Below are 21077 nucleotides of genomic sequence, written 5' to 3'. Positions count from 1 at the left end.
TGGGTTCGGGGGCCGGGTGCGGCCGGGGCCCGATCCGCGAGGGTGCGGTTTATCTCGGGGCGTGCTCTGTCGTTTTGGGGCGCGTCCCGCCGGGAATTCGTGACCGGGCGCGCCCCAAACGGGCGGGGTGCGCCCCAAACGGTGGTGGTGGGACCGGCTTAGTGCTGCGAGGTCGGCCATTCCTGCGGGCCGGTGGATCCGGCCGGATACTCCTCCATCGGCACGGCGCCCGAGCGCCAGGCGTCGAGCGCGGGCTGGATGATCCGCCAGCACTGCTCCGCCGCGTCGCCGCGGACGGACAGTGCGACGTCGCCGTCGAGGATCTCGCTGAGCACCTCGGTATAGGCCAGCAGCGTGCCCTTGCCCAGTCCCGTGGACAGGACGTCGCGGCGCAGGGCGAACGGATCGTCGCCGCCGTTCACGTTCAGCTCGAGTTCGATCCGGTCGGGGCCGAGCGAGAATCGCAGCACGCCGCCGTCCGTCGGCATCCCCGTGAGCCCGCCGGGGATGTGCCGTACGGGCCGGAACGTGACGACGATCTCCGCGCAGCGCTCGCCCAGGGCCTTTCCGCTGCGCAGCGTGAAGGGCACGCCCGCCCAGCGCGCGGTGTCGACCTCGCACGTGATCTCGGCGAGGGTCTCGGCGCCGCGGGCCGGATCCACGCCCTCCTCGTCCGCGTACGACGGCACGGAGCGGTCGTCGCTCGTGCCCGCCGTGTACCGGGCGCGGCGGGTCGAGGCGACGGGGTCGTCGCCGAGGATGCGGGTCGCGCGGAGGGCTGCAGCCATCGCATCGCGCAGGTCGATCTCGTCCAGATCCGCCGGCTGCTCCATCGCGAGGATCGCGAGCACCTGCAGCAGGTGGCTCTGGATCATGTCGACGAGGGCGCCGGCCTTGTCGTAGTAGCGCGCGCGGTTCTCCAGTGCGAGCGACTCGTCGTAGCGCACCAGCACCGACTGCACGTGGTCGGCGGACCAGACGGGCTCGACGAGCCGGTTCGCGAAGCGCACGCCCATGATGTTGAGGATCGTGGAGCGCCCGAGGAAGTGATCGACGCGGAAGACCTGGTTCTCCGGCACGATCCGGGTGACCAGCGCGTTGAGGGCGGCAGCGCTCTTCTCGTCGCTGCCGAACGGCTTCTCCAGCGCGAGCACGGTGCCCTCGGGCAGCGGGATGTCGACGAGCCTCTCGCACGCCATCTCCGCGACGGCGGGCGGAAGGGCGAAGTAGATCACGAGCGACCCTTCGACGCCCTCGATGAGCGCCGCGAGCGCGTCGCGGTCGGTGACATCCGCCTTCGCGTAAGTCGTCCCGGCGATCCGGGGGATCTGGTCCGTCGCGTCGACGGTCGCGAACGCGGTGCGCACGGCCTCCTGCCAGCGCTCGTCGGACCAGTCGTCGGATCCGGCGCCGTGCAGGACCAGAGCCCGATCGGGCTGGCGCTTCAGGAGCTGCGCGATCGCGGGCAGGAGGAGACGGGAGGTGAGGTCGCCGGAAGCGCCGAGGATGAGCAGCGTCGTCGGGGTGGTCATGCGCCCACGATACGTTCCGCGTCCCTGATCTGTCGCTGCGACGGGGCCTGGATCTTCTCGACACGGAGGCGGCGGATCCTTTTCGCGGGTGCGTGGACGGCGGCGGGGCCGGATCCTTCCCCGGCGGGCGTTGCCCTCCGCCGTGCGCCGGGGCTCGTGCCAGACTGCGAAGGATGGAGACCGCTCCGATCGAGGACTACGCACTGCTCAGCGACGGGCGCACCGCGGCCCTCGTGTCGCGGGCGGGCAGCATCGACTGGTTCTGCGCACCGCGGCTGGATTCCGCGTCGCTGTTCGGTGCGCTGCTCGGCGGCGTCGAGCAGGGGCACTGGAGTCTTCGGCCGGCGGATCCCGAAGCGATCGCGTCCCGGCGCTACGACGGCGACACCTTCTGCCTCGTGACCCGGTGGGAAAGCGCGGACGGCGTCGCCGAGGTGCGCGAGTGGATGCCGATCCTGCTGCCGAAGGATCCGGGATCGCTCGAGGGCGCGAAGGCCGGGCTGGGCGCGGACCGCACGGACATCGTCCGTCGGGTCGTCGGGATCAGCGGGCGGGTGTCCTTCGCGCAGGAGCTGCGGCTCCGGTTCGACTACGCCAGGGCGTTGCCGTGGGTGCGGCAGACCGGCAGCCCCGAGTCGCCCGAGCTCACCGCGACCGCCGGCCCCGACGCCGTCGTGGTGCGCGGCGCCGAACTGCAGCCGCACGGGCACAGCCACGTCGGCACGGTCGACGTGGCTGCGGGCGAGAGCGCGGACCTCGCGCTCACCTGGTTCCCGTCGTACCGTCCGGCTCCCGGAGCGCTCGACGTCGACGCCGCGGAACGGGCGACCGGGGAATGGTGGAGCGGCTGGGCCGACGGCATCGCGCACGAGGGTCCGCACGAGGATGACGTGCGGCGTTCGCTGCTGCTCCTGCGCGCGCTCACCAATCGCGAGACCGGCGGGATCGCGGCCGCCGCGACGACCTCGCTGCCGGAGGAGTTCGGCGGCGCGCGCAACTGGGACTACCGCTATGTCTGGCTGCGCGACGCCGCGCTCACGCTCGAGTCGCTGCTCGCGCACGGCCTCGCGGACGAGGCGCGCGCGTGGCGCGATTGGCTGCTGCGGGCGGTGGCCGGGGATCCGGCCGATCTGCAGATCATGTACGGCCTGGCGGGGGAGCGGGATCTGCTCGAACGCGAGATGCGATCCCTTCCGGGATATGCCGGATCCGCCCCGGTGCGGGTGGGCAACGCCGCCGCCGAGCAGTTCCAGGCGGACGTCTTCGGCGAGGTGATGGTGACGCTCTCCGCCGCCCGGAGGGCGGGCCTCGGCGAGTCGGCGCGGTCCTGGTCGCTGCAGCGGGTGCTGCTGCGGCACGCCGAGAAGCAGCTGGACCATCCGGACAACGGCATGTGGGAGATCCGCGGGGATCCGCAGTTCTTCACCCACTCCCGGGTGATGCTGTGGGCGGCGTTCGACCGCGGGGTGCGCGCGGTCGAGGAGGACGGCGCGCACGGCCCCGCGGAGCGCTGGCGCGGCCTGCGCGACCGGCTGCGCACGGAGATCGACGAGCACGGGGTGCGCGACGGACATTTCGTGCAGCACCGCGGCACGGACGAGGTCGATGCGGCGCTGCTGCTCATCCCGCGCACCGGATACTGCGCTCCCGACGACCCGCGCATGCTCGCGACCGTGGAGCGGATCGAGCAGACGCTGGTCCACGACGGCCTCGTGAACCGGTATCGCACGGGCACCGGCGTGGACGGCCTGCCCGGGGGAGAGAACGCGTTCCTCGCGTGCTCGTTCTGGCTCGTGGAGCAGTACGCGGTGACGGGTCGCATGGCCGAGGCGCGGGATCTTATGGACCGGCTGTGCGCGATGCGCAACGACGTCGGCATGCTGAGCGAGGAGTACGACCCCGTGGGGCGCCGGCACGTCGGCAACACCCCGCAGGCGTTCTCGCACCTGTCGCTCGTGCGCGCCGCAGACGCGCTCGCCGCGGGCCTGCACCGCAAGCGCTGACCCGGGCGTCGCTGCCTCCCCGGGGCACCCGCGCCCCGCCGGGGAACCCTCCCCACATGCGAGTCGTCCCCGTCAGCGGAGCCTATGGCGTGCGCTGGCGGGGACGACTCGGAGGTAGAGAGAACCGATCAGGCGTTGATCAGGAGGGTGTCCGCGATCGGGCGGCGCTCGCGCGGGGCGTTCTCGCGCTGCTGCAGCTCCTCGGGGGCGGTGCGGATGTCGCCCAGCTCGCCGACGGCCATGACCGAGATCGGGGTGAAGTCGGCGCTCAGGTCGAACGCGGCGGAGATCGCGTCGCGGTCGAATCCGCCCATCTGGTGGGTGGAGAGGCCGTTGGCGTGCGCCTGCACGGTGAAGTGCGCCGCCGCCTGGCCGGTGTCGTAGAGCGCCCAGGTCATGGGCTGGCCGTCGCGCGTGGTCTCGGCCACGAACACCACGAGCAGCGCGGCGTCGCCGGCCCAGGCGCTGTTGAAGCCGGCGAGGGTGCCGAGGACCTTGGCGTGCTCCTCGGATCCGCGGCGGGCCACGATCACGCGCCACGGCTGCGTGTTGGCGGCGGTCGGCGCCCAGCGGGCGGCCTCGAGCGCGCTGGCCAGGGCCTCCTCGTCGATGGTCGAGGCGGCGTCGAAGATGCGGGTGCTCCAGCGCTCGGCGAGGATGTCGAGGATCGGGGCGTCGGTGACAGCGGTGCGGTCGGAGGCGGGGGTGCTCATGGCGATGAGGCCTTTCGGGTCGGTGGATCTGCTGCCGGACCCCATCGTCCGCACCCTGAGGCTAACAATGCATGCGTATGAATATTCCTGACGCCCAGAACGCAGGTTTCCCGGGGGGATCCGGATCCGGATCCGACTCCCCATTGACCGCGAGACTCCAACTGGGCGACGAGACTGCGCTCCTGAACTGCGGTCTCGTCGCGGAGATGGAGTCTCGCGGTCAGTGGACGCGGCCCGGCCCGGCGCGAGCGCCTCAGCGTCCGGCGAGCGCCTCGGACAGCTTCACGCGCGCCCCCATGCGGAGCAGGGAGTTCTCGTAGATCTTCGCCGCCACGAGGATCGCGGCCACGCAGGCGGCGAGCAGGATCGTCAGCGACGCCAGTGGCTCCCACCACTGCGCCTCGCCGACGAACAGCCGCACCGGCATCGCGACCGGGGCCGAGAACGGGATGTACGAGAGGATCGTCATCACGACGGGGTTGTCGTTGAAGATGATCACGAGGATGTACGGCGCCATCACGAGCATCGTGATCGGCATGGTCGTGGATCCGATGTCCTCCTGGCGCGACACGAGGGACGCGGCCGCGGCGAACAGCGAGGCCAGCAGCACGAAGCCGAACAGGAAGAACACCGCGAACCACACGAGCGGCGATCCGAGCCCCTGCAGCACGCCGTTCTGTCCGGTCACGATGAGCCCGACCACGGCGATCGCCGCGAGCAGCAGAATCTGCGCCATCGCGAGCACAGTATTGCCGATGACCTTGCCCGCCAGCAGCACGCGGGCGGGGATCGCGGCGAGCAGCAGCTCGACCACGCGCGTGGACTTCTCCTCGACCACGCTCTGCGCCATGGTCGCGCCGAACGTCGAGGCGGCCATCAGGAAGACGACGCCGAAGCCGATCGCGACGAGGTAGCGCAGCAGCGGATTGGTCGTGTCCGGTTCGAGGATCGTGACCTTCGGCGTCTTCGCCAGCAGGCTCTGCAGGCTGTTCGGCGGGCTCTTCAGCGCCACGATCTCGTAGCCGAACGCGCTGTCGCCGGACGCGGGGATGAGCGCCGCCTCGACCGTGCCGTCGCGGACCAGCTTCTCCGCGGCGGTCGCGTCGGCGACCTCGGTCGGTGCGAGCCCAGGCAGGCCCTGCACGGCCTGGGCGGTCTCCGAGGTCACCGCGATCTTCGTCTCCGACGTGTTCTTGCTCATGAACCCGCCGATGAGCACGCCGGCGAGCGCGATGAGCAGCAGGATGCCGGTCGAGATCAGGAACGCCTTGCTGCGCAGCTTGGATGCGATCTCGCGCTCGGCGACGAGGAAGATCCCGCTCGACGCGGAGAGCGCGCCGGTCTGAGTGGTCGGGGTGCTCACTGGATGACCTCCTTGAAGATCTGGGCGAGGGACGGATGCTGCGGGGCGAAGGAGTGCACGGCGCCGTGTCCGAGGGCGGTGCGCAGCACCCGCTGCGCGTCTTCGGGAGTGGCGGCGTCGAAGACCGCGGTCCCTCGTTCGAAGTCGACGACCGTGATACCAGGCTCGGAGCGGATCCATCCGGCGTCGGCATCGGAGACCAGCTCGTAGCGCGGTGCGGAGTGCTGCGCGCGCAGCTGCTCGCGGGAGCCGGAGGCGCGGATCGTGCCGCCCGCGATGATGACGAGGTCGTCGCAGAGCCGCTCGACGACGTCGAGCTGATGGGAGGAGAACAGGATCGCGGCACCCTGCGCGGCGCGCGCCTGCAGCACGCCGGCGACGACGTCGACCGCGAGCGGATCCAGTCCGGAGAACGGCTCGTCGAGGATGAGCACCTCGGGGTCGTGCACGAGCGCGGCGGCGATCTGCGCGCGCTGCTGGTTGCCGAGGGAGAGCGACTCGATCGTGTCGTGCAGCCGCTCGCCGAGTCCGAGCTCGGCCAGCAGCGCCTCGCCGCGGGCCGTCGCCTCGGACTTGCCGAACCCGTGCAGCCGCGCGAGGTAGGCGACCTGCTCGAGCACCTTCATCTTGGGGTACAGGCCGCGCTCCTCCGGCATGTACCCGAAGTGGCGCCGGTCGGTCGCCGCGACGTCGTGCCCGCCGAGCCGCACGGTGCCGCCGTCCGAGCCGAGCACCCCCAGCACGATCCGCATCGTGGTGGTCTTGCCGGCGCCGTTGCCGCCGACGAAGCCCGTGAGCCGGCCCGGCTCGACGCGGAACGAGACGTCGTCGAGCACGCGCCGCGTGCCGTAGCTCTTGGTGAGGCCCTCGAGTTCGAGCAGCCCCGTGGTCGTGGTGCGGGTGAGCACTGTGGTCATCGCTCCACGGTATTCAGCGCCGCCGCCCCCGGCATCCCCCCTACGGCGGATCCGGTGGCGTCCTTCGTGCGATGGATCGAAGGCAGCGGTCTGCGCATGCCTGACGATGTGCGCCGCGCGGACTCAGGGCCGGGCGTACCGACTGAGTCGCTCAGCCCCGTCCGAGGTCGGCATGCTCCGCCCCGCGGGGGAGCGGGCCGGAGTCAGCCCTCGAGCAGACGCCATCCGAGACGCTGTGCCGCGCGGCGATCGAAGGTCACGGTCTCCGTGACGCCGAACTGCGCCATGGTGCTGTCGATCAGCGCGTCGGCGAAGTCGGCACCGTCGCCGGCGGCTTCGAGCGCCCGCACGACCCCCTCGCCGTCGTCGAACTCCAGAACGTCGGATTCGACGAGGCCGCGGATGAGGGCAAGCGCGGTGTCCTTGCTGAAGCCCTCCCGGCTGCGGACGATCCAGAAGACCTCGGCGAGGGTGACCATCGTCACGAAACCCGGCGCCTCGCGCGTCAGACTCTCGAGCAGCTCTTGTGCCAGGCGGGACTGCACCGGGTCGTCATCGAGGGCAGCGCGCAGGATGACGTTGGTATCGATGCCGGTCATCGCATGCGGAACCAGCATTGTCAGATGCTCCGGGTCCGCGCGTCATCCTCGGCGACCGCCTCCGCGACCGCGTCGTCCATCTGCTCGATCGTCAGAACTGGTGCACCTTCGCGATGCAGCATCCCGAAGATGGCGGAGATGCTCCCTGTCTTCGGCACCACGGAGTACTGTCCGGTGGGCAGCCGTACGAACATGACCTTGGACCCGGCCACGAGCTTCAGCTCGTCGCGCATCTCCTTGGGCAGGGTGATCTGGCCCTTGCTCGTCATCGTGGCGATCGGCATGATGATTCCTCCTCGGACGCATCCTCCTTTCCAGGATCCGCCTGAAAGGAGATAGGCGCAAGAGTAAGGATCCACTCTTCGAGTCGTCCCTCTCAGCGGAGGCTATTGCGTGCGCTGACAGGGACGACTCGGAGACGGCGTGCCCCACCTATCGAGTCGTCCCCGTCAGCGGAGGCCATAGCGTGCGCTCACGGGGACGACTCGGAAGTAGGGGAGTGGTCAGCGGCGACCGAGGTGCAGGACGGCGCGGACGAGCAGGCCGGCGAGGAGCGCCCAGAACGCGGCGCTGACGCCCCAGAACGCCATGCCGGAGGCGGCCACGAGGAACGTCACCACGGCGGGGGTGCGCTCGCCGGGGTCGTCGATGGCCTGCTGCACGGCGGATCCGAACGCGCCGAAGAGTGCGAGGCCGGCGACGGCCGGGATCACCGCGACGGGGGCGAGCACCACGAGCGCGGCGAACGCGGCCGAGAACGCGCCCAGCACCAGGTACGACGCACCGCTCGAGACGCCGGCGATCCAGCGGCGCTTCGGATCCGGCTCCGCGTCGGGGGCGGCGGCGAGGGCCGCGCTGATCGCGGCGAGGTTGATCGCGTGTCCGCCGGTGGAGGCGCCGAGGGCGCTGCCGATGCCGGTCGCGAGCATGGCCGGACGCCACGGCACCTCGTAACCGAAGCTGCGCATCACAGCCACGCCGGGCACGTTCTGCGACGCCATCGTCACGATGAACAGCGGCAGGGCGATGCCGACGAGCGCCCCGACGGTGAACGTCGGCATCGTGAACTCGAGGTGCGGCAGCAGCGCCGCCGGATCCAGGACGGTTCCAGAACCCGTCGGAGAGCTGCGGGTGACGATCCCGATCACGATGACCACCGTCGCCGCGACGAACGCCAGCGGTACAGCCCAGCGGGGCGCGAGCCGGGCGAACACCAGCCAGGTCAGGATCACAGGGATCACCGCCCACGGGTTCTTACCGAGCCCGGTGATCGGAGCGAGGCACAGCGGCAGCAGCACGCCGGCGAGCATGGCCTGCGCGATCGACGGCGGGATCGCGGCGATGAGGGATCCGAGTTGCGGCACGAGCGCCGTGAGCAGGATGAGACCGGCGACGATCAGGAAGGCGCCGACGGCGGCGGGCCAGCCTCCCTCGATCGAGCCCGACGCGGCGAGCAGCGCCGCGCCCGGCGTCGACCAGGCCGAGGTGATGGGCATGCGATAGCGCCAGGCCAGCACGAGGCCGGCGACGCCCATCGTGAGACAGAGCGCGAGCAGTCCGCTCGCGGCCTGAGCGTGGGTCGCGCCGACCGCGGCGAGGCCGGTGAGCACCACCGCGAACGAGCTCGTGAACCCGACGAGCGCCGTGACGACCCCGGCCATGATCGGTCGGGACGGCGACGTGCGACGGCGGGGCGCCGGGGGGCTCGCGGTTTCGGACATGGGGAGAGGCTAGCGGGGCGCGGGCGCGCCGGCCCACTCTGCAGGACGCGTGCAACTCCGCAGGACGGAGACAGCGGGATCCGCCTGCAGAGTGGCACACGTCCTGCGAAAGCCGACGCGGAACCGACGCGGAACCGACGCGGCGCGACTACGCCAGGCCCAGCCGGTGCGCCAGCACCACCGCCTGCACGCGGTCGCGGGCGCCGAGCTTCTGCAGGATGCGCGACACGTGCGTCTTCACGGTCGCCTCGCCGATGAACAGCTCGGCCGCGATCTCGGCGTTGCTCCAGGCCTCGGCGACCAGCCGCAGCACCTCGGCCTCCCGGTCGGTGAGCGGCTCGGGCAGTGCCGCACTCGGGAGGGCGGTGGATCCGGTCGCCGTGGTCGAGTGCCGCTCGGGGCCCGGGATCCCGGCCGCCTCGGCCGTCCGCGTCGCGAACCGCTGCAGCACCCGGCGGGTCACCTCGGGCGCGAGCATGCCGTCGCCGGCGGCCAGGGCGCGAACGGCCGCGACGAGCTCCTCGGGGCCGGCGTTCTTCAGCAGGAAGCCGCTCGCGCCGGCGTCCAGCGCGTCGAACAGGTAGTCGTCGCGGTCGAAGGTCGTCACGATCGCGATCGATGCGTGGATCCGCCCGTCGGCCCTGATCCGCCGGGTCGCTTCGAGCCCGTCCATGTCGGGCATCTGCACATCCATCGTGATCACGTCGGGCAGCACGGATCCGGCGAGATCCACGGCCTCGGATCCGGTGCCGGCCTCGCCGACGACTTCGATGTCGGGCTGCAGATCGAGGATCGTGCGGAAGCCCGCCCGGAGCATGGCGTGGTCGTCGACGATCAGCACGCGGGTCGGAGCGCTCACTTCGCCTTCCTCCGGTCGCTCAGCGCACCGCGTGCCGACTCCACCACGGCGCCGCCGGCTGGCGTCGCGGCCACGGGCAGCGTCGCCCGCACCCGGAATCCGCCGGCCGGACGGGCCACGAGCTCGATCGACCCGCCGGACGCGGTCGCCCGCTCGCGCATGCCGAGCTGGCCGAGACCGGGACGGAGCCCCGTGACCACCCGCCCCGTGTTCACGACCTCGAGCTCGACGGAGCCCTGCTCGTAGCGGATCCTCACATCCGCGACGGCGTCGGGGCCGGCGTGACGGCGGGCGTTCGTGAGCGACTCCTGGGCGATCCGGTAGAGGTTGACCGCGGTCACGCGCGGCACCGGCACGGCCTCGCCGACCACCTGCAGTCGCGTGGGCAGGCCCGCCGCGGTCGACGCCGCGGCGAGCTCCGCGATGTCGTCGATCCCGACGGTCGAGGAGCCGTCGTCGCTGTCGCCGGGGGCGCGCAGCGTGTCGAGGAGCTGATGGAAGTCGCGGATGGCGTCGCGGGCCGAGGCCTCGATGCCGGCGACGATCGCGGTGGCGGCCTGCGGATCCTGCGGGATCATCATGCGCGCGGCGCCCGCCTGCACGCCCATGACCGAGACGTGGTGCGCGACCACGTCGTGCAGTTCGCGAGCGATGCGCACGCGGTCCAGCGCAACCGCCTGGGCGGCGCTGAGCGCCCGTTCGTGCTCGAGCTCGGCGGTGCGCTGCTCGAGTGCCGCGCGCTGACGGGCGGCGGCCCAGCTGCGTTCGCCGAAATAGTAGGCCCCGCCGAAGTACAGCACGTTCAGCAGCACCTGCAGCATGAGGAACGCCACGAGCGGTGAGAACATCCCGGCCACGACATCGGCCTTGTGCGCTTGATCGATCGCCTGCCGGTACATCTCGATGACGAGCCACACGGCCATCACGACGATGATCCCCGCGCGCACCAGGAACGCCCGGCGGCGCGCGTTCATCCAGGCGCCCACCGTGTAGAGGCCGATGAACATCGCGATGTTGCCGGCGTAGATCTCGGGGACGTGCAGCGAGGTCGCCACCACGAAGGCGAGCGACACCACGACGGCGACCGCGGCGGGCCATCTCCTCCGCACCGCGAGCGCCGCGGAGATGACGACGACGTACGGGATCGCGGTCCACAGCTCGGCCTGCGCCGTGCCGTAGACCTTCGCGATCGATGACAGGGCGGCGCTCAGGATCCCGCCCACGAGCACGACGCCGGCCAGGAGCACGTCCTGCCGCAGTTCGCGCGAGGTCGGGGTGCGGGTGAACGGCGGCATCCCTCCACCGTAGGGCGGGCGTCGCCGGAGAGCATCCCCCGCACGGCGGACTTGCTTGCTCTTGACAAGCGTGCTTGTTAAAAGCAAGCTAATGACAACGGACCCGAAGGAGGGCCCACCGACAGAGGAGCCAGCATGACGAACGTCTTCATCAGCCTGCCCGTCACCGACCTCGAGCGCACCAAGGCCTTCTATACGGCGCTCGGCTGCGCGATCAACCCGGAGATGTCCGACGAGAACGGGGTCTGCGTCGTCTGGGATGACAACGTCTACTTCATGATGATCACGCGGGAGTTCTTCGCGACCTTCACCGAGAAGCCGATCGTGGATCCGAAGGTCTCGCTGCAGACGTCCGCGTCGTTCGCCCTCGGCTCCCGGGAGGAGGTCGATGCCGCGATCGCCAAGGGGCTCGCCGCGGGCGGCACCGAGCCCCAGCCCGCGCAGGACTACGGATTCATGTACTCGCGCGACCTGGACGACCCCGACGGCAACTCGCTCGGATTCCTCTACATGGTGCCGGCGGGAGAGCAGGGGGCCGAGGCGCCGGTGGCCGCGGCGAGTGACGTGACCTCCTGATGCAGGGCGGGTGCTGACATGGCCGCACGAAGCTACGGCCAGTACTGCGGCGTCACCACGGCCGTCGAGCTGATCGGCGAGCGCTGGGCGCTGCTCATCGTGCGCGATCTGCTCGTCGGACCGCGCCGCTACACGGATCTCAAGGTGGGGCTTCCGCGCATCCCGACGAACATCCTGTCCACCCGGCTCAAGGAGCTGCAGGAGGGCGGGGTCGTGCGCCGGGTGCCGCTGCACGGATGCGGTCTCGTCTACGAGCTCACGCCGTACGGCCGCGCGCTCGAACCGGTGATGCTCGCGCTCGGGCGCTGGGGCTTCCAGGCCATGGGGGAGCCGGACGAGGGCGATGTCGTCACACCCGACTCGCTCACGATGGCGCTGCGCACCGCGTTCCGCGCCGAGCGTGCAACGCCGCTGGATGTGGAGCTGCACGTCGGCGCCGTCGCGCTGCGGGCGATCGTCCACGACGGCGTGCTCGCGGTCGTGCAGCTCGCCCCGCCCGCTCCGCCCGTCGGCGGAGCGGTGCCCCTCGGCGATCCGGAGGCGGTCATCGTCGCCGGTCCCGGCATCCGGCATCTCATCGCCGGGGATGTCACTCCGGCGGAGGCGATCGCCCGGGATCTGGTCGCGGTCGTCCGCGGCGACGAGCGGATCCTGAAGGACTTCGCCCAGACCTTCCGCATCGCCCCCCTCGCGGCGTAGCGTCGCCCGAGGGAGCAGGCACAGCCAACCGTCGGTCCCTGAGCCAGTCGAAGGGCCCGACCACGAAGGAGCACATCATGACCGGACGCATCATCATCGACCTGTTCACGACGCTCGACGGCGTGGCCCAGGCCCCGGGAGGGCCGGAGGAGGACACGAGCGACGGCTTCCGCTTCGGCGGCTGGCAGGCGACGCTGCCGAGCGAGGCGGTCATGCGCAGCGTGACCGAGGGCATGGAGACCCTCGACGCGCTGCTGCTGGGGCGGCGCACCTATGACATCTTCGCCGGCTACTGGCCGGAGCACACCACCGGACCGGAGGGCTTCATCGGGGAGCTCTTCAACCGCGTGCCGAAGTACGTGGCGTCCCGCGACGCCGGGATCGAGCTCGACTGGCAGGGCAGCAGCAGGGTCGGAGCGGACCTGCCCGCGGAGATCGCCGCGATGCGCGAGAACCACCGGGACGTGCACGTGATCGGGAGCGTCGACTTCGTGCAGACACTGCTCGCCGAGCAGCTCTACGACGAGCTGCAGCTGTGGGTGTACCCGATCGTGCTCGGCCAGGGCAAGAAGGTGTTCCCCGACGGCGCCCGCCCCGCGAACATGCAGCTCGTCCACGCCGAATCGGGCGATGCCAGCACGCTCTTGCTGCGCTACGCGCCGCTGCCGGGTGAGCCCACCACCGGCACGATGTGACGATGTGACGACGTGCGCCGGCGCCGGGCGCGGGCGTTGCGCCGTGTCGGATTCGTGACCGGAATATCGCGGCTCCGCCTAGCTGGCGGAGCGCCGCGAAACTACAGTCATCCGTAACGCGCGGGGACGTTGACCCGAACAGCCGCACTCTGGGGATGCGGCTGTTCCCATGTCCGCATCAGGTGGCAGGAATTCCCTCTTTCCTGAGAGAACCCTATGCCGATAGATTGCATCGACGCCTGGTTCCTCCAGGCTCCGGTCCGACCCGATGGAGGGCGGCCGCTGACCCGATGGGGGGAACAGGATGTCTACAGGCGTGTCCGGACGCCGCGGCTGGAAGGGCGCGCTCACCGCGCTGCTCGCCGCGGCGCTGATGTTCACCGGAGCAGGGGTGGCGAATGCCGACCCGACGCCCGGGACGGGTTCCGTCAGCGGGACCGTGACCCGCTCCGCGGATGGACAGCCGGCGGCGGGCGTGCTGGTGCACGTGGTGCTCCAGGACTTCAGCGCGGGCGAGTCGGCGACGACCGCTTCCGACGGGACCTTCTCCGTCGACGGGCTCACACCGGGGACCTACCTCGTGTCGTTCGCTCAGGGCTCGAGCGACTACGTCATGCAGTGGTGGGGTGGTACGAGGAGCTCCGCTGCCTCCACCCCGGTGGAGGTCGTGGCCGATCAGGCCGTCACCGGTGTCGATGTCGCTCTGGTCTCTGCAGGTTCGATCAGCGGCACCGTGACGCGGGCGGCGGACGGATCCCCCCTCGCCGGCATCCAAGTGAGCGCCAGCAGTTTGGCCAACGGTCAGTACCTGGCGACGACGGACGACGCGGGCACGTACCGCCTGTCGGGCATGGCGCCAGGGGCGTACCAGCTCCGATTCACCGATCCGGCCGGTCTGCTGCTGCCGCAATACCGGCAGGCGGCGGTGCAGGCGGACTACGGGACGACCGGCATGGATGCGGCTCTGGCAGCCGGCGCGACGATCAGCGGTCACGTTGTCGCGGCGTCGGACGGGAGTCCCGTGAGCGGCTCCGTGACCGCGAGCGGTTCCGCAGGGTGGTTCTCGGCCTCGATCGAAAGCGACGGCTCGTACAGCCTGCAGGTCGCTGAGGGCACCTACGCCGTGCAGTTCCGGCCGTACGGCGAGAGCCTGCTCACGGAGTACTGGCAGAACGCGCAGACCATTGCGGATGCGACGCCGGTGACCGTCAGTTCCGGTCACGACGCGACCGGCGTGGATGCCGACCTCGACCAGGCGCTGTTCATCCGGGGCACGGTCAGCCTCGATGGGGTGCCGGGCCTCGGCAGTGGACCCGAGCCCAGCATCGCGATCGTCGCCTGGGCGGGCGGGAAGCAGGTCGGCATGGGGTACGCGCACCAGGACGGCAGCTACAGCATCAAGGTCCCTGCCGGCACCTACACCCTCGTGGCTCAGGGCGCCGAGCTCCAGGAGCACACTTACGCACGGCAGTACTATTCGCACGCGACCTCCGAGGCTGAATCGACTCCGGTCGTCCTCGGAGCGAGCGATGTCACCGGAATCGACTTCGATCTGGCGTCGATCCCTGCCGCCGTCTCGCTTTCCAGCACGTCGGCGCGGCCGGGGGACACCCTCACCGTGAGCGGATCCGGCTTCGTGCCGGGGGAGCCCGTCAGCATCGTGCTGCACTCCACGCCGGTGGAGTTGGCCTCCGTCAAGGCCGACGAGAGCGGGGCTGTGGTCACCACGGTCACTCTTCCGACTGACACCGCTGCGGGCACTCACGAGATCACGCTCACGGGGGCCTACTCATTCGTCGCCGGGAGTGTGTCCCTCACCGTGCCCGGGCCAGGCGGACCTGTGACGGATCCCGGTAGCGCGGGGCAGGGCTCAGGCTCCACGACGGCATCCGCCTCCGGATCCGGCACCGCGCAGCTCGCGGCGACCGGCGCGGAGATCCCTAGCGCGGCGCTGCTGGGCGGCGCGCTGATGCTGCTCCTCGGCCTCGCGGTGATCCGCATCCGCCGCAGGGCCTGACATGACAGGCGGCGGGGCCGGGGTTCGCCCCCGGCCCCGCCGTCGTTCAGCCCGCGAGCACCCGCTCGATCATGACCGCGACGCCGTCCTCGGCGTTCGAGGGGGCGACCTCGTCCGCGGCGGCGAGGGCCTCGGGCTCGGCGTTCGCCATCGCGACGCCCCGGCCCGCCCAGCGCAGCATCTCGACGTCGTTGAGCGCGTCGCCGAAAGCGAGGACCTCGCTGCGGTCGATGCCGAGCCTGTCGCACAGGTGCGCGAGCCCGGTGGCCTTGGTGACGCCCTCCGCCATGACTTCGACGAACGGCGCGCCGGACAGCGTAGCCTCGAAGCCGCTCTGGTCCAGGGTGCCCAGAGCGTCGAAGATCTCGGCAGGGGTGACGACGGCGTGCCGGATCACGAGCTTCAGACTCGGCGCGGCCAGCACCTCGGTGAGCGGGACCGCGCCCATCGACGCCGGATCCCGCTTGTGGTCGCCGTGCGTCGCGACGTCGGCATAGCCTGCCTGGGCGACGAAGACCTCACCGGCCTCGCGCACGCTCGCGAACAGCAGACCGTCGATCCGCGTGCCCAGCTCGTGCGCGATCCGCCGCTGCACCGACACGGCGATCTCCGTGGCGAACAGCTGCTCGTGCGTGTCCAGGTGGACGCCGTACGCCCCGTTGCCGCACAGTGCCCAGCCGTCGAAGCCCGCGTCAGCGGCGACCGCGCGCAGGCCGATCGGCTGCCGCGCGGTCACCGGCACCACGACGATCCCGGCGGCGCGGGCGGCATCGAGGGCGGCGCGCGTGCGCGCGCTCACGCGGCTCGCGGGATCCAGCAGGGTGCCGTCGAGATCCGTCGCGATCAGGCGGATCCGGGGGCGGGTGACCGGGTTTCCATCGACCGCGGCGCCCTTCGTCTCGTCGCTGCGCTCCTCGCTCAGGGACCGGGGGAGGGGTCCCGGAGCGGGATCCGTGATCGTGCTCATCAGGCGAAGATCATCGGCATGTCGCCGTCGTCCTCGGCGCCACCGAGCTCGAGGTCGACGACCACCGGCACATGGTCGCTGGGCTGCTCGCCCTTGCGCTCCTCGCGATGGATCGAAGCGCCCTTGACGGCATCGGCGAGGGCAGAGGACCCCAGCACGAAGTCGATCCGGATGCCCTCGTTGCGCGGGAACTTGAGCCGCTGGTAGTCCCAGTACGTGTAGCCCTCGGGCAGCAGCGGTCGCACGACGTCGTGCACGCCCGCCGACTCCAGTGCGAAGAAGGCCGCGCGCTCCTCGGGGGAGACGTGCGTGGAGCGTCCGACGACGATGTCCGGATCCCCGTTGTCGTGGTCGAAGGGGATGATGTTGAAGTCTCCGACGAGCGCGAGGGGCAGTCCGGGAGTCGCGGCGAGCTCGGCCGAGGTCGAGGTACGCAGCGCGTCGAGCCAGTGCAGCTTGTACGCGAGGTGCGGGTCGTCGAGCGAGCGGCCATTGGGCACGTACAGGCTCCAGACGCGGACGCCGTTCACGATCGCGCCGAGCGCCCTGGCCTCGAGCGGCGCATCGGGGCCCTCGTGGCCCTTGGCGAAGCCCGGCATCCCGTCGAAGGACGTGCGCACGTCGGTCATCGGCTCACGGCTAGCGATCGCGACGCCATTCCACTGGTTCAGGCCGTGCACCTCGACGTGGTAACCGGCCTCCTCGAAGGGTGCATACGGGAACTGCTCCGGCTTGCACTTGATCTCCTGCATCGCGAGCACGTCGATGTCCTCGCGCACGGCGAACTCGACGGTGCGGGCGACGCGGGTGCGGATGGAGTTGACGTTCCAGGTGGCCAGGCGCATGGATCCAGCCTACGGGCGGGCGGGGACATCGCCGGTCGCGGGACGATGCTGCTGCCGGCCGTCCTCCTGTAACGGTCCCGTACGGGAAGCGCAGGGATCCGGGCCGCACCCGTTTGCGTTCCGTAGGGACTCGATCCGGGCTGCGGACGGCGGCGCAGGGTGGATCCATGGTCATGGAACAGCGGTTCACGCCCTCGGAGCACCGGCATCCGGCGGCGGTCGCGCGCCGGCCCCGCCCGCACTGGGGCCATCTGTCGCGCTCGGTCAGCCGGTACGGCGTCGTCTCGAGCGAGCTCGTCATCTACTCGCCGGACGCATCGGAGAGCGACCGGCGCTGGGCGGAGCTGTCCCGCATGTTCGGTACGGTCGTCGCCGGGGGTGCGCTGCTCACCTGGATCGGGTTCGCGGCCGCGGGAGTCTCCCCGCTGATCGCGCTCGTGGTGATCGCTGCGGTCGCGATCGCGGCCGGCATCGTCCTGGCGCGGAGCACCCGCGCCGTGCGGCACGACGCGGCGCGGGTCGCGTCGTGCACCTCGGGACTCCGGCCCGACACCGCGGATCGCGAGGCGCAGCGCCGCCTCGACGCGCTCGCCGACGCCATGCAGCAGGCGAGCGAGGACTATCGGGCCGGCGCGATGGATCCGGAGCGCTTCCTGCAGGTCTGGCGCGCGACCTACGCCCACGCCCAGGCCTGACGCCCCTCTCCGAGCGCCCCCATCATCGAGTCGTCCCCATGAGCGCACCCCATGGGGTCCGCTCAGGGGGACGACTCGGAAGTGGAAGAAGTAGGAGGGCCAGATGCGGGGGAGGGTCAGACGCGGGCGAGCTGCTCGGCCTTCTTCTCGCGACGCAGGCCGTGCAGCAGCGGCTCGGTGTAGCCGCTCGGCTGCGCGGCGCCCTCGGTGATGAGGCGTCGGGCGGCGGTGAACGCGATGCCGGGGGCGGATCCCTCCGCGAATGCGAGCGGCTCGTAGTTCGCGTCGCCCGCGTTCTGCGCGTCGACGACCACGGCCAGGCGGCGCAGGCTGTCGTCGATCTGCGCCTCGGTGATCACGCCGTGCCGCAGCCAGTTGGCCAGCAGCTGGCTCGAGATGCGCAGCGTGGCGCGGTCCTCCATGAGGCCGACGTCGTGGATGTCCGGCACCTTCGAGACGCCGATGCCCTGGTCGATCCAGCGCACCACATAGCCGAGGATCGACTGCACGTTGTTGTCCACCTCGGTCGCGACGATCTCGGGCGTCAGCGAGCCCTCGGGGGCGAGCGGCGGCACCAGCAGGCGGTCCAGCGCCTCGTCCGAGACCGCAGGCAGCGCAGCGCGCGCGGCGAACGCGTCGACCTGGTGGTAGTGCAGGGCGTGCAGGGTCGCGGCGGTGGGCGACGGCACCCAGGCGGTCGAGGCTCCCGCGCGCGGGTGCGCGATCTTCTTCTCCAGCATGTCGTGCATGAGGTCGGGCTCCGCCCACATGCCCTTGCCGATCTGGGCGCGTCCGCTCAGGCCGCTCGCGACGCCGATCGCGACGTTGCGGTCCTCGTACGCCTGCATGAACGGCTGCGCCTTGATCCCGGCCTTCGGCAGGAACGGGCCGGCGTGCAGCGAGGTGTGGATCTCGTCGCCCGTGCGGTCGAGGAATCCCGTGTTGATGAAGACCACGCGGTCGCTCGCGGCGGCGATCGACGCGGCGAGGTTCGCCGAGGTGCGGCGCTCCTCGTCCATGATGCCGACCTTCATGGTGCCGGCGGGGAGGCCCAGGAGCTGCTCGACGCGGTCGAACAGCTCGGCGGCGAACGCGACCTCCTCCGGCCCGTGCATCTTCGGCTTCACGATGTACATGGATCCGGTGCGCGAGTTGGTGCCCTTGTTCGCGCCCTCGAGCTCGGGAAGGGATCCGAGCGCGGTCATGATCGCGTCGAGGATGCCCTCGAACACCTCGTCGCCGTGGCGGTCCAGCACCGCGGGGGTGCGCATGAGGTGGCCGACGTTGCGGACGAACAGCACGGCACGGCCCGGGAGGGCGATCTCGCCGCCGTCGGCCGTGCGGTACACGCGGTCGGCGGCCAGCGAGCGGGTGAACGTCTTGCCGCCCTTGGTGACGGACTCGGTGAGGGTGCCGTCCATGAAGCCGCGCCAGTTGCGGTATCCGAGCGCCTTGTCGTCGCCGTCGACCGCGGCGACCGAGTCCTCCAGGTCGAGGATCGCGGTGAGCGCGGACTCGAGGATGATGTCCTGCACGCCTGCCGCGTCGGTGCGGCCGATGGCTCCGGTGCGGTCCACCAGGATCTCGGCGTGCAGGCCGTTCTGCACGAGCAGCACGGTGGCCGGCGACTCGGCGCCGCCCGTGTAGCCGACGAAGCGCGCCGGATCCGCCAGGCGGCGGTCGCCGGACGCGGTCGAGACGACGAGGCCGTCGGCGTCGACACGGTAGCCCGTGGCATCGCGGTGCGAGCCCTCGGCCAGCGGAGCGATCTCGTCGAGAAGCTCGCGCCCGAAGGAGACGACGGCGGCGGCGCGGGCCGGGTTGAACTCGGAGCCGGGGGCGAGCTCGCCCGTGCGCTCGATCGCGTCGGTGCCGTAGAGCGCGTCGTACAGCGATCCCCAGCGGGCGTTCGCGGCGTTCAGGGCGAAGCGGGCGTTCAGCAGCGGGACGACGAGCTGGGGGCCCGCCATCGTGGCGATCTCGGGGTCGACGTTCTCGGTGGTCACCGAGACCTGCTCCGGAACCGGGACCAGGTAGCCGATCTCGGTGAGGAAGGCGCGGTAGGCGGCCGGATCCGGCTGCCCGGGGTTCTGGCGGTGGAACTCGTCGATCTGCTGCTGCAGCTCATCGCGCCGGGCGAGCAGCGCGGCGTTGCGCGGCACCAGGTCGTGCACGATCTCGCTCACGCCCGCCCAGAACGCCGTGGCGTCGCGACCGGAATCGGCAAGCGACGCTTCAGCGAACTCGACGATCGGCGCGGCGACCGACAGGTCTGCGCGAGAGAGGTACGAGGTCATAGTTCCATTCCTTCGGTGCGGGCGCCGAGGCGCTTGAGGGTCTCCAGGGCGATCTCCGCGTCGAGCGCGGGAGGGCCTCCGGCGATGCCGAGGCCGCCGACGTGGTGCTCGCCGAAGAAGATCGGCACGCCCCCGTCGATCGTGGTCATGGTGCCGCCCGTGCCGAGGGGCAGGGCCGCGGAGAGCGTCTCGGCGATCTGGCCGGTGCGGCGGCGGATCGACGCGCTGCTCTTCGCCTTGCGCTGCGACGTGTCGGCGCTGTGCGGGGTCGAGCCGTCGGCCATGCCGTAGGCGATGAGCGTCATCGACGGATCCGCGACGGAGGCCACGGTGGGCAGGCCGCGTTCTGCGCCGATCTCGAGGGCGAGGGCCACGGCGCGGGCGGCCGTCTCGTACGTGATCGTGACGGTCTGTCGGTGCGTGGACATCGGCGTCTCCCTCGGCGTGATTTATCTCGATGCCGAGATTACCTTCGCGAGGAGATTACCACAATGTGAATCTTAAGTTCCACCTGTTGAAAGAAATGGGTTGAGGATTGGTATCCCATCCGGTCGGATCAACGCTCGGAGGGGTCCGCCGTCCCGACCAGGATCCCGCGCGCCAGCACGTGGAAGTGCCGGTTGAAGCCGAGATAGGCGGGCGTCTCGTCGCCGTCCAGGTCGATCTCCTCGATGTCGAGCGCATCGACGGTGATGACGTAGCGGTGCACCCCGGTGCCGGCGGGCGGAGCGGCGCCGATGTAGCGCGGCAGCCTGGCTTCGTTCGGCACGGTGATCGCCTGGGCCGGGAGGGATCCGGGTTCGCCGTCGCCCGCGCCCGCGGGCAGCGAGCGCACGTCGGCGGGGATGTTCGCGACGGCCCAGTGCCAGAAGCCGGATCCGGTCGGCGCGTCAGGGTCGTAGACCGAGAGGGCGAAGCTCTTCGTGCCGGCCGGCGGCTCGCCCCACACGAGCGCAGGGGAGCGGTCGTCCCCGCCGCGGGACTCCGACCACGCCCAGACCGGCAGCGGCCCGTCCGCATCGAAGTCGGGGCTGGAGAGCTCCAGCGGAGGCACCGGCTTCAGCCGGGCGAGGGCGGCGTAGGTGTCGACATCGAGCATGCGGGACCTCCAGTCGCGGCCGCTTGCGTCGCGTCGTTCGCGGCGCCGTGGCGACCACGGCCCATCCTCGCACCGTCAGGCCGGACGCGACCAGCGCGGATCCGATCCATCCGGCGTGCGGATCCGGACTGTCCGGCGCCCGGATCCGGATCCGATGACCGCTCCCGTCGCAGAAGATGCCGCTC

20 protein-coding genes are annotated in these 21077 nt (G+C 71.1%); 6 read left to right on the top strand and 14 right to left on the bottom strand.

What is annotated here, in order from left to right; all coding sequences use genetic code 11:
- Positions 1-158: 158 nt before the first annotated feature.
- Positions 159-1532 carry a glucose-6-phosphate dehydrogenase gene (locus tag CQ044_RS12345; RefSeq protein ID WP_105688729.1) on the bottom strand — a complete coding sequence of 458 codons (1374 nt, stop codon included), beginning with the start codon at positions 1530-1532 and terminating at the stop codon, positions 159-161.
- A gap of 173 nt (positions 1533-1705) precedes the next feature.
- On the opposite strand from CQ044_RS12345, the gene CQ044_RS12340 reads away from it, so the two are divergent.
- Positions 1706-3535, top strand: a complete 1830-nt coding sequence (locus tag CQ044_RS12340) for a glycoside hydrolase family 15 protein (protein WP_105688728.1) — start codon at positions 1706-1708, stop codon at positions 3533-3535.
- 128 nt (positions 3536-3663) lie between these two features.
- Here the strand turns inward: CQ044_RS12340 and CQ044_RS12335 are convergent, their stop codons facing one another.
- From CQ044_RS12335 to CQ044_RS12300, 8 genes are all read right to left on the bottom strand, one after another.
- Positions 3664-4248 carry a nitroreductase family protein gene (locus CQ044_RS12335; protein ID WP_105688746.1) on the bottom strand — a complete coding sequence of 195 codons (585 nt, stop codon included), beginning with the start codon at positions 4246-4248 and terminating at the stop codon, positions 3664-3666.
- 253 nt (positions 4249-4501) lie between these two features.
- The gene (locus CQ044_RS12330) at positions 4502-5611 is read right to left on the bottom strand and encodes an ABC transporter permease (RefSeq protein WP_181158304.1); all 1110 of its coding nucleotides are present in this window, start codon (positions 5609-5611) and stop codon (positions 4502-4504) included.
- Entirely contained in the window at positions 5608-6492 is an 885-nt protein-coding gene (locus CQ044_RS12325; RefSeq protein WP_105688744.1) for an ABC transporter ATP-binding protein, read from the bottom strand. The genes CQ044_RS12330 and CQ044_RS12325 overlap by 4 nt, the downstream gene beginning before the upstream one ends.
- Before the next feature lie 239 nt (positions 6493-6731).
- Positions 6732-7145, bottom strand: coding sequence for a PIN domain-containing protein (locus CQ044_RS12320; protein WP_105688727.1), 414 nt, complete (start codon positions 7143-7145; stop codon positions 6732-6734).
- A 2-nt stretch (positions 7146-7147) separates the two neighbouring features.
- Positions 7148-7411, bottom strand: coding sequence for an AbrB/MazE/SpoVT family DNA-binding domain-containing protein (locus CQ044_RS12315; RefSeq protein ID WP_105688726.1), 264 nt, complete (start codon positions 7409-7411; stop codon positions 7148-7150).
- Positions 7412-7630: 219 nt separating this feature from the next.
- Positions 7631-8848, bottom strand: a complete 1218-nt coding sequence (locus CQ044_RS12310; protein WP_105688725.1) for a benzoate/H(+) symporter BenE family transporter — start codon at positions 8846-8848, stop codon at positions 7631-7633.
- A gap of 148 nt (positions 8849-8996) precedes the next feature.
- The gene (locus CQ044_RS12305; protein WP_105688724.1) at positions 8997-9707 is read right to left on the bottom strand and encodes a response regulator transcription factor; all 711 of its coding nucleotides are present in this window, start codon (positions 9705-9707) and stop codon (positions 8997-8999) included.
- The gene (locus CQ044_RS12300; RefSeq protein ID WP_105688723.1) at positions 9704-11002 is read right to left on the bottom strand and encodes a sensor histidine kinase; all 1299 of its coding nucleotides are present in this window, start codon (positions 11000-11002) and stop codon (positions 9704-9706) included. The genes CQ044_RS12305 and CQ044_RS12300 overlap by 4 nt, the downstream gene beginning before the upstream one ends.
- Before the next feature lie 135 nt (positions 11003-11137).
- Here CQ044_RS12300 and CQ044_RS12295 point away from each other — a divergent pair, with 135 nt between their 5' ends.
- The 4 genes from CQ044_RS12295 to CQ044_RS12280 all read left to right on the top strand — a co-directional run bounded on the left by CQ044_RS12295 (position 11138) and on the right by CQ044_RS12280 (position 14989).
- On the top strand, positions 11138-11578 hold the full coding sequence (locus tag CQ044_RS12295; protein WP_105688722.1) for a VOC family protein: 441 nt from the start codon (positions 11138-11140) through the stop codon (positions 11576-11578).
- An 18-nt stretch (positions 11579-11596) separates the two neighbouring features.
- On the top strand, positions 11597-12277 hold the full coding sequence (locus CQ044_RS12290) for a helix-turn-helix domain-containing protein (RefSeq protein ID WP_105688721.1): 681 nt from the start codon (positions 11597-11599) through the stop codon (positions 12275-12277).
- Between the two features lie 77 nt (positions 12278-12354).
- Positions 12355-12972, top strand: coding sequence for a dihydrofolate reductase family protein (locus tag CQ044_RS12285; RefSeq protein ID WP_105688720.1), 618 nt, complete (start codon positions 12355-12357; stop codon positions 12970-12972).
- A 316-nt stretch (positions 12973-13288) separates the two neighbouring features.
- Positions 13289-14989 (top strand): collagen binding domain-containing protein, encoded by a 1701-nt coding sequence (locus tag CQ044_RS12280; protein ID WP_181158303.1) that lies wholly within the window; start codon positions 13289-13291, stop codon positions 14987-14989.
- Between the two features lie 46 nt (positions 14990-15035).
- On the opposite strand, the gene CQ044_RS12275 is transcribed toward CQ044_RS12280, so the two are convergent.
- Positions 15036-15956 carry an HAD family hydrolase gene (locus CQ044_RS12275; RefSeq protein WP_105688718.1) on the bottom strand — a complete coding sequence of 307 codons (921 nt, stop codon included), beginning with the start codon at positions 15954-15956 and terminating at the stop codon, positions 15036-15038.
- The gene (locus CQ044_RS12270) at positions 15956-16801 is read right to left on the bottom strand and encodes an exodeoxyribonuclease III (RefSeq protein ID WP_105688717.1); all 846 of its coding nucleotides are present in this window, start codon (positions 16799-16801) and stop codon (positions 15956-15958) included. Before CQ044_RS12270 ends, CQ044_RS12275 begins: the two co-directional genes overlap by 1 nt.
- A 167-nt stretch (positions 16802-16968) precedes the next feature.
- Here CQ044_RS12270 and CQ044_RS12265 point away from each other — a divergent pair, with 167 nt between their 5' ends.
- Positions 16969-17496, top strand: a complete 528-nt coding sequence (locus tag CQ044_RS12265; RefSeq protein ID WP_105688716.1) for a DUF6611 family protein — start codon at positions 16969-16971, stop codon at positions 17494-17496.
- A 116-nt stretch (positions 17497-17612) separates the two neighbouring features.
- Here CQ044_RS12265 and CQ044_RS12260 read toward each other — a convergent pair whose 3' ends face one another.
- The 3 genes from CQ044_RS12260 to CQ044_RS12250 form a co-directional block, all read right to left on the bottom strand.
- Positions 17613-19793 carry a malate synthase G gene (locus CQ044_RS12260; protein ID WP_105688715.1) on the bottom strand — a complete coding sequence of 727 codons (2181 nt, stop codon included), beginning with the start codon at positions 19791-19793 and terminating at the stop codon, positions 17613-17615.
- Complete coding sequence (locus CQ044_RS12255; RefSeq protein WP_105688714.1) at positions 19790-20221, bottom strand: heme-binding protein; 432 nt, start codon at positions 20219-20221, stop codon at positions 19790-19792. Before CQ044_RS12255 ends, CQ044_RS12260 begins: the two co-directional genes overlap by 4 nt.
- 128 nt (positions 20222-20349) lie before the next feature.
- Positions 20350-20892, bottom strand: coding sequence for a YbhB/YbcL family Raf kinase inhibitor-like protein (locus CQ044_RS12250; RefSeq protein WP_105688713.1), 543 nt, complete (start codon positions 20890-20892; stop codon positions 20350-20352).
- Positions 20893-21077: the final 185 nt, after the last annotated feature.

The sequence above is a fragment of the Microbacterium sp. MYb64 genome (assembly GCF_002979495.1).
Classification (GTDB): Bacteria; Actinomycetota; Actinomycetes; order Actinomycetales; family Microbacteriaceae; genus Microbacterium; species Microbacterium azadirachtae_A.
The sequence above is the reverse complement of the archived record's forward strand: the minus strand, read 5'-3'. Positions and strand labels throughout refer to the sequence as shown.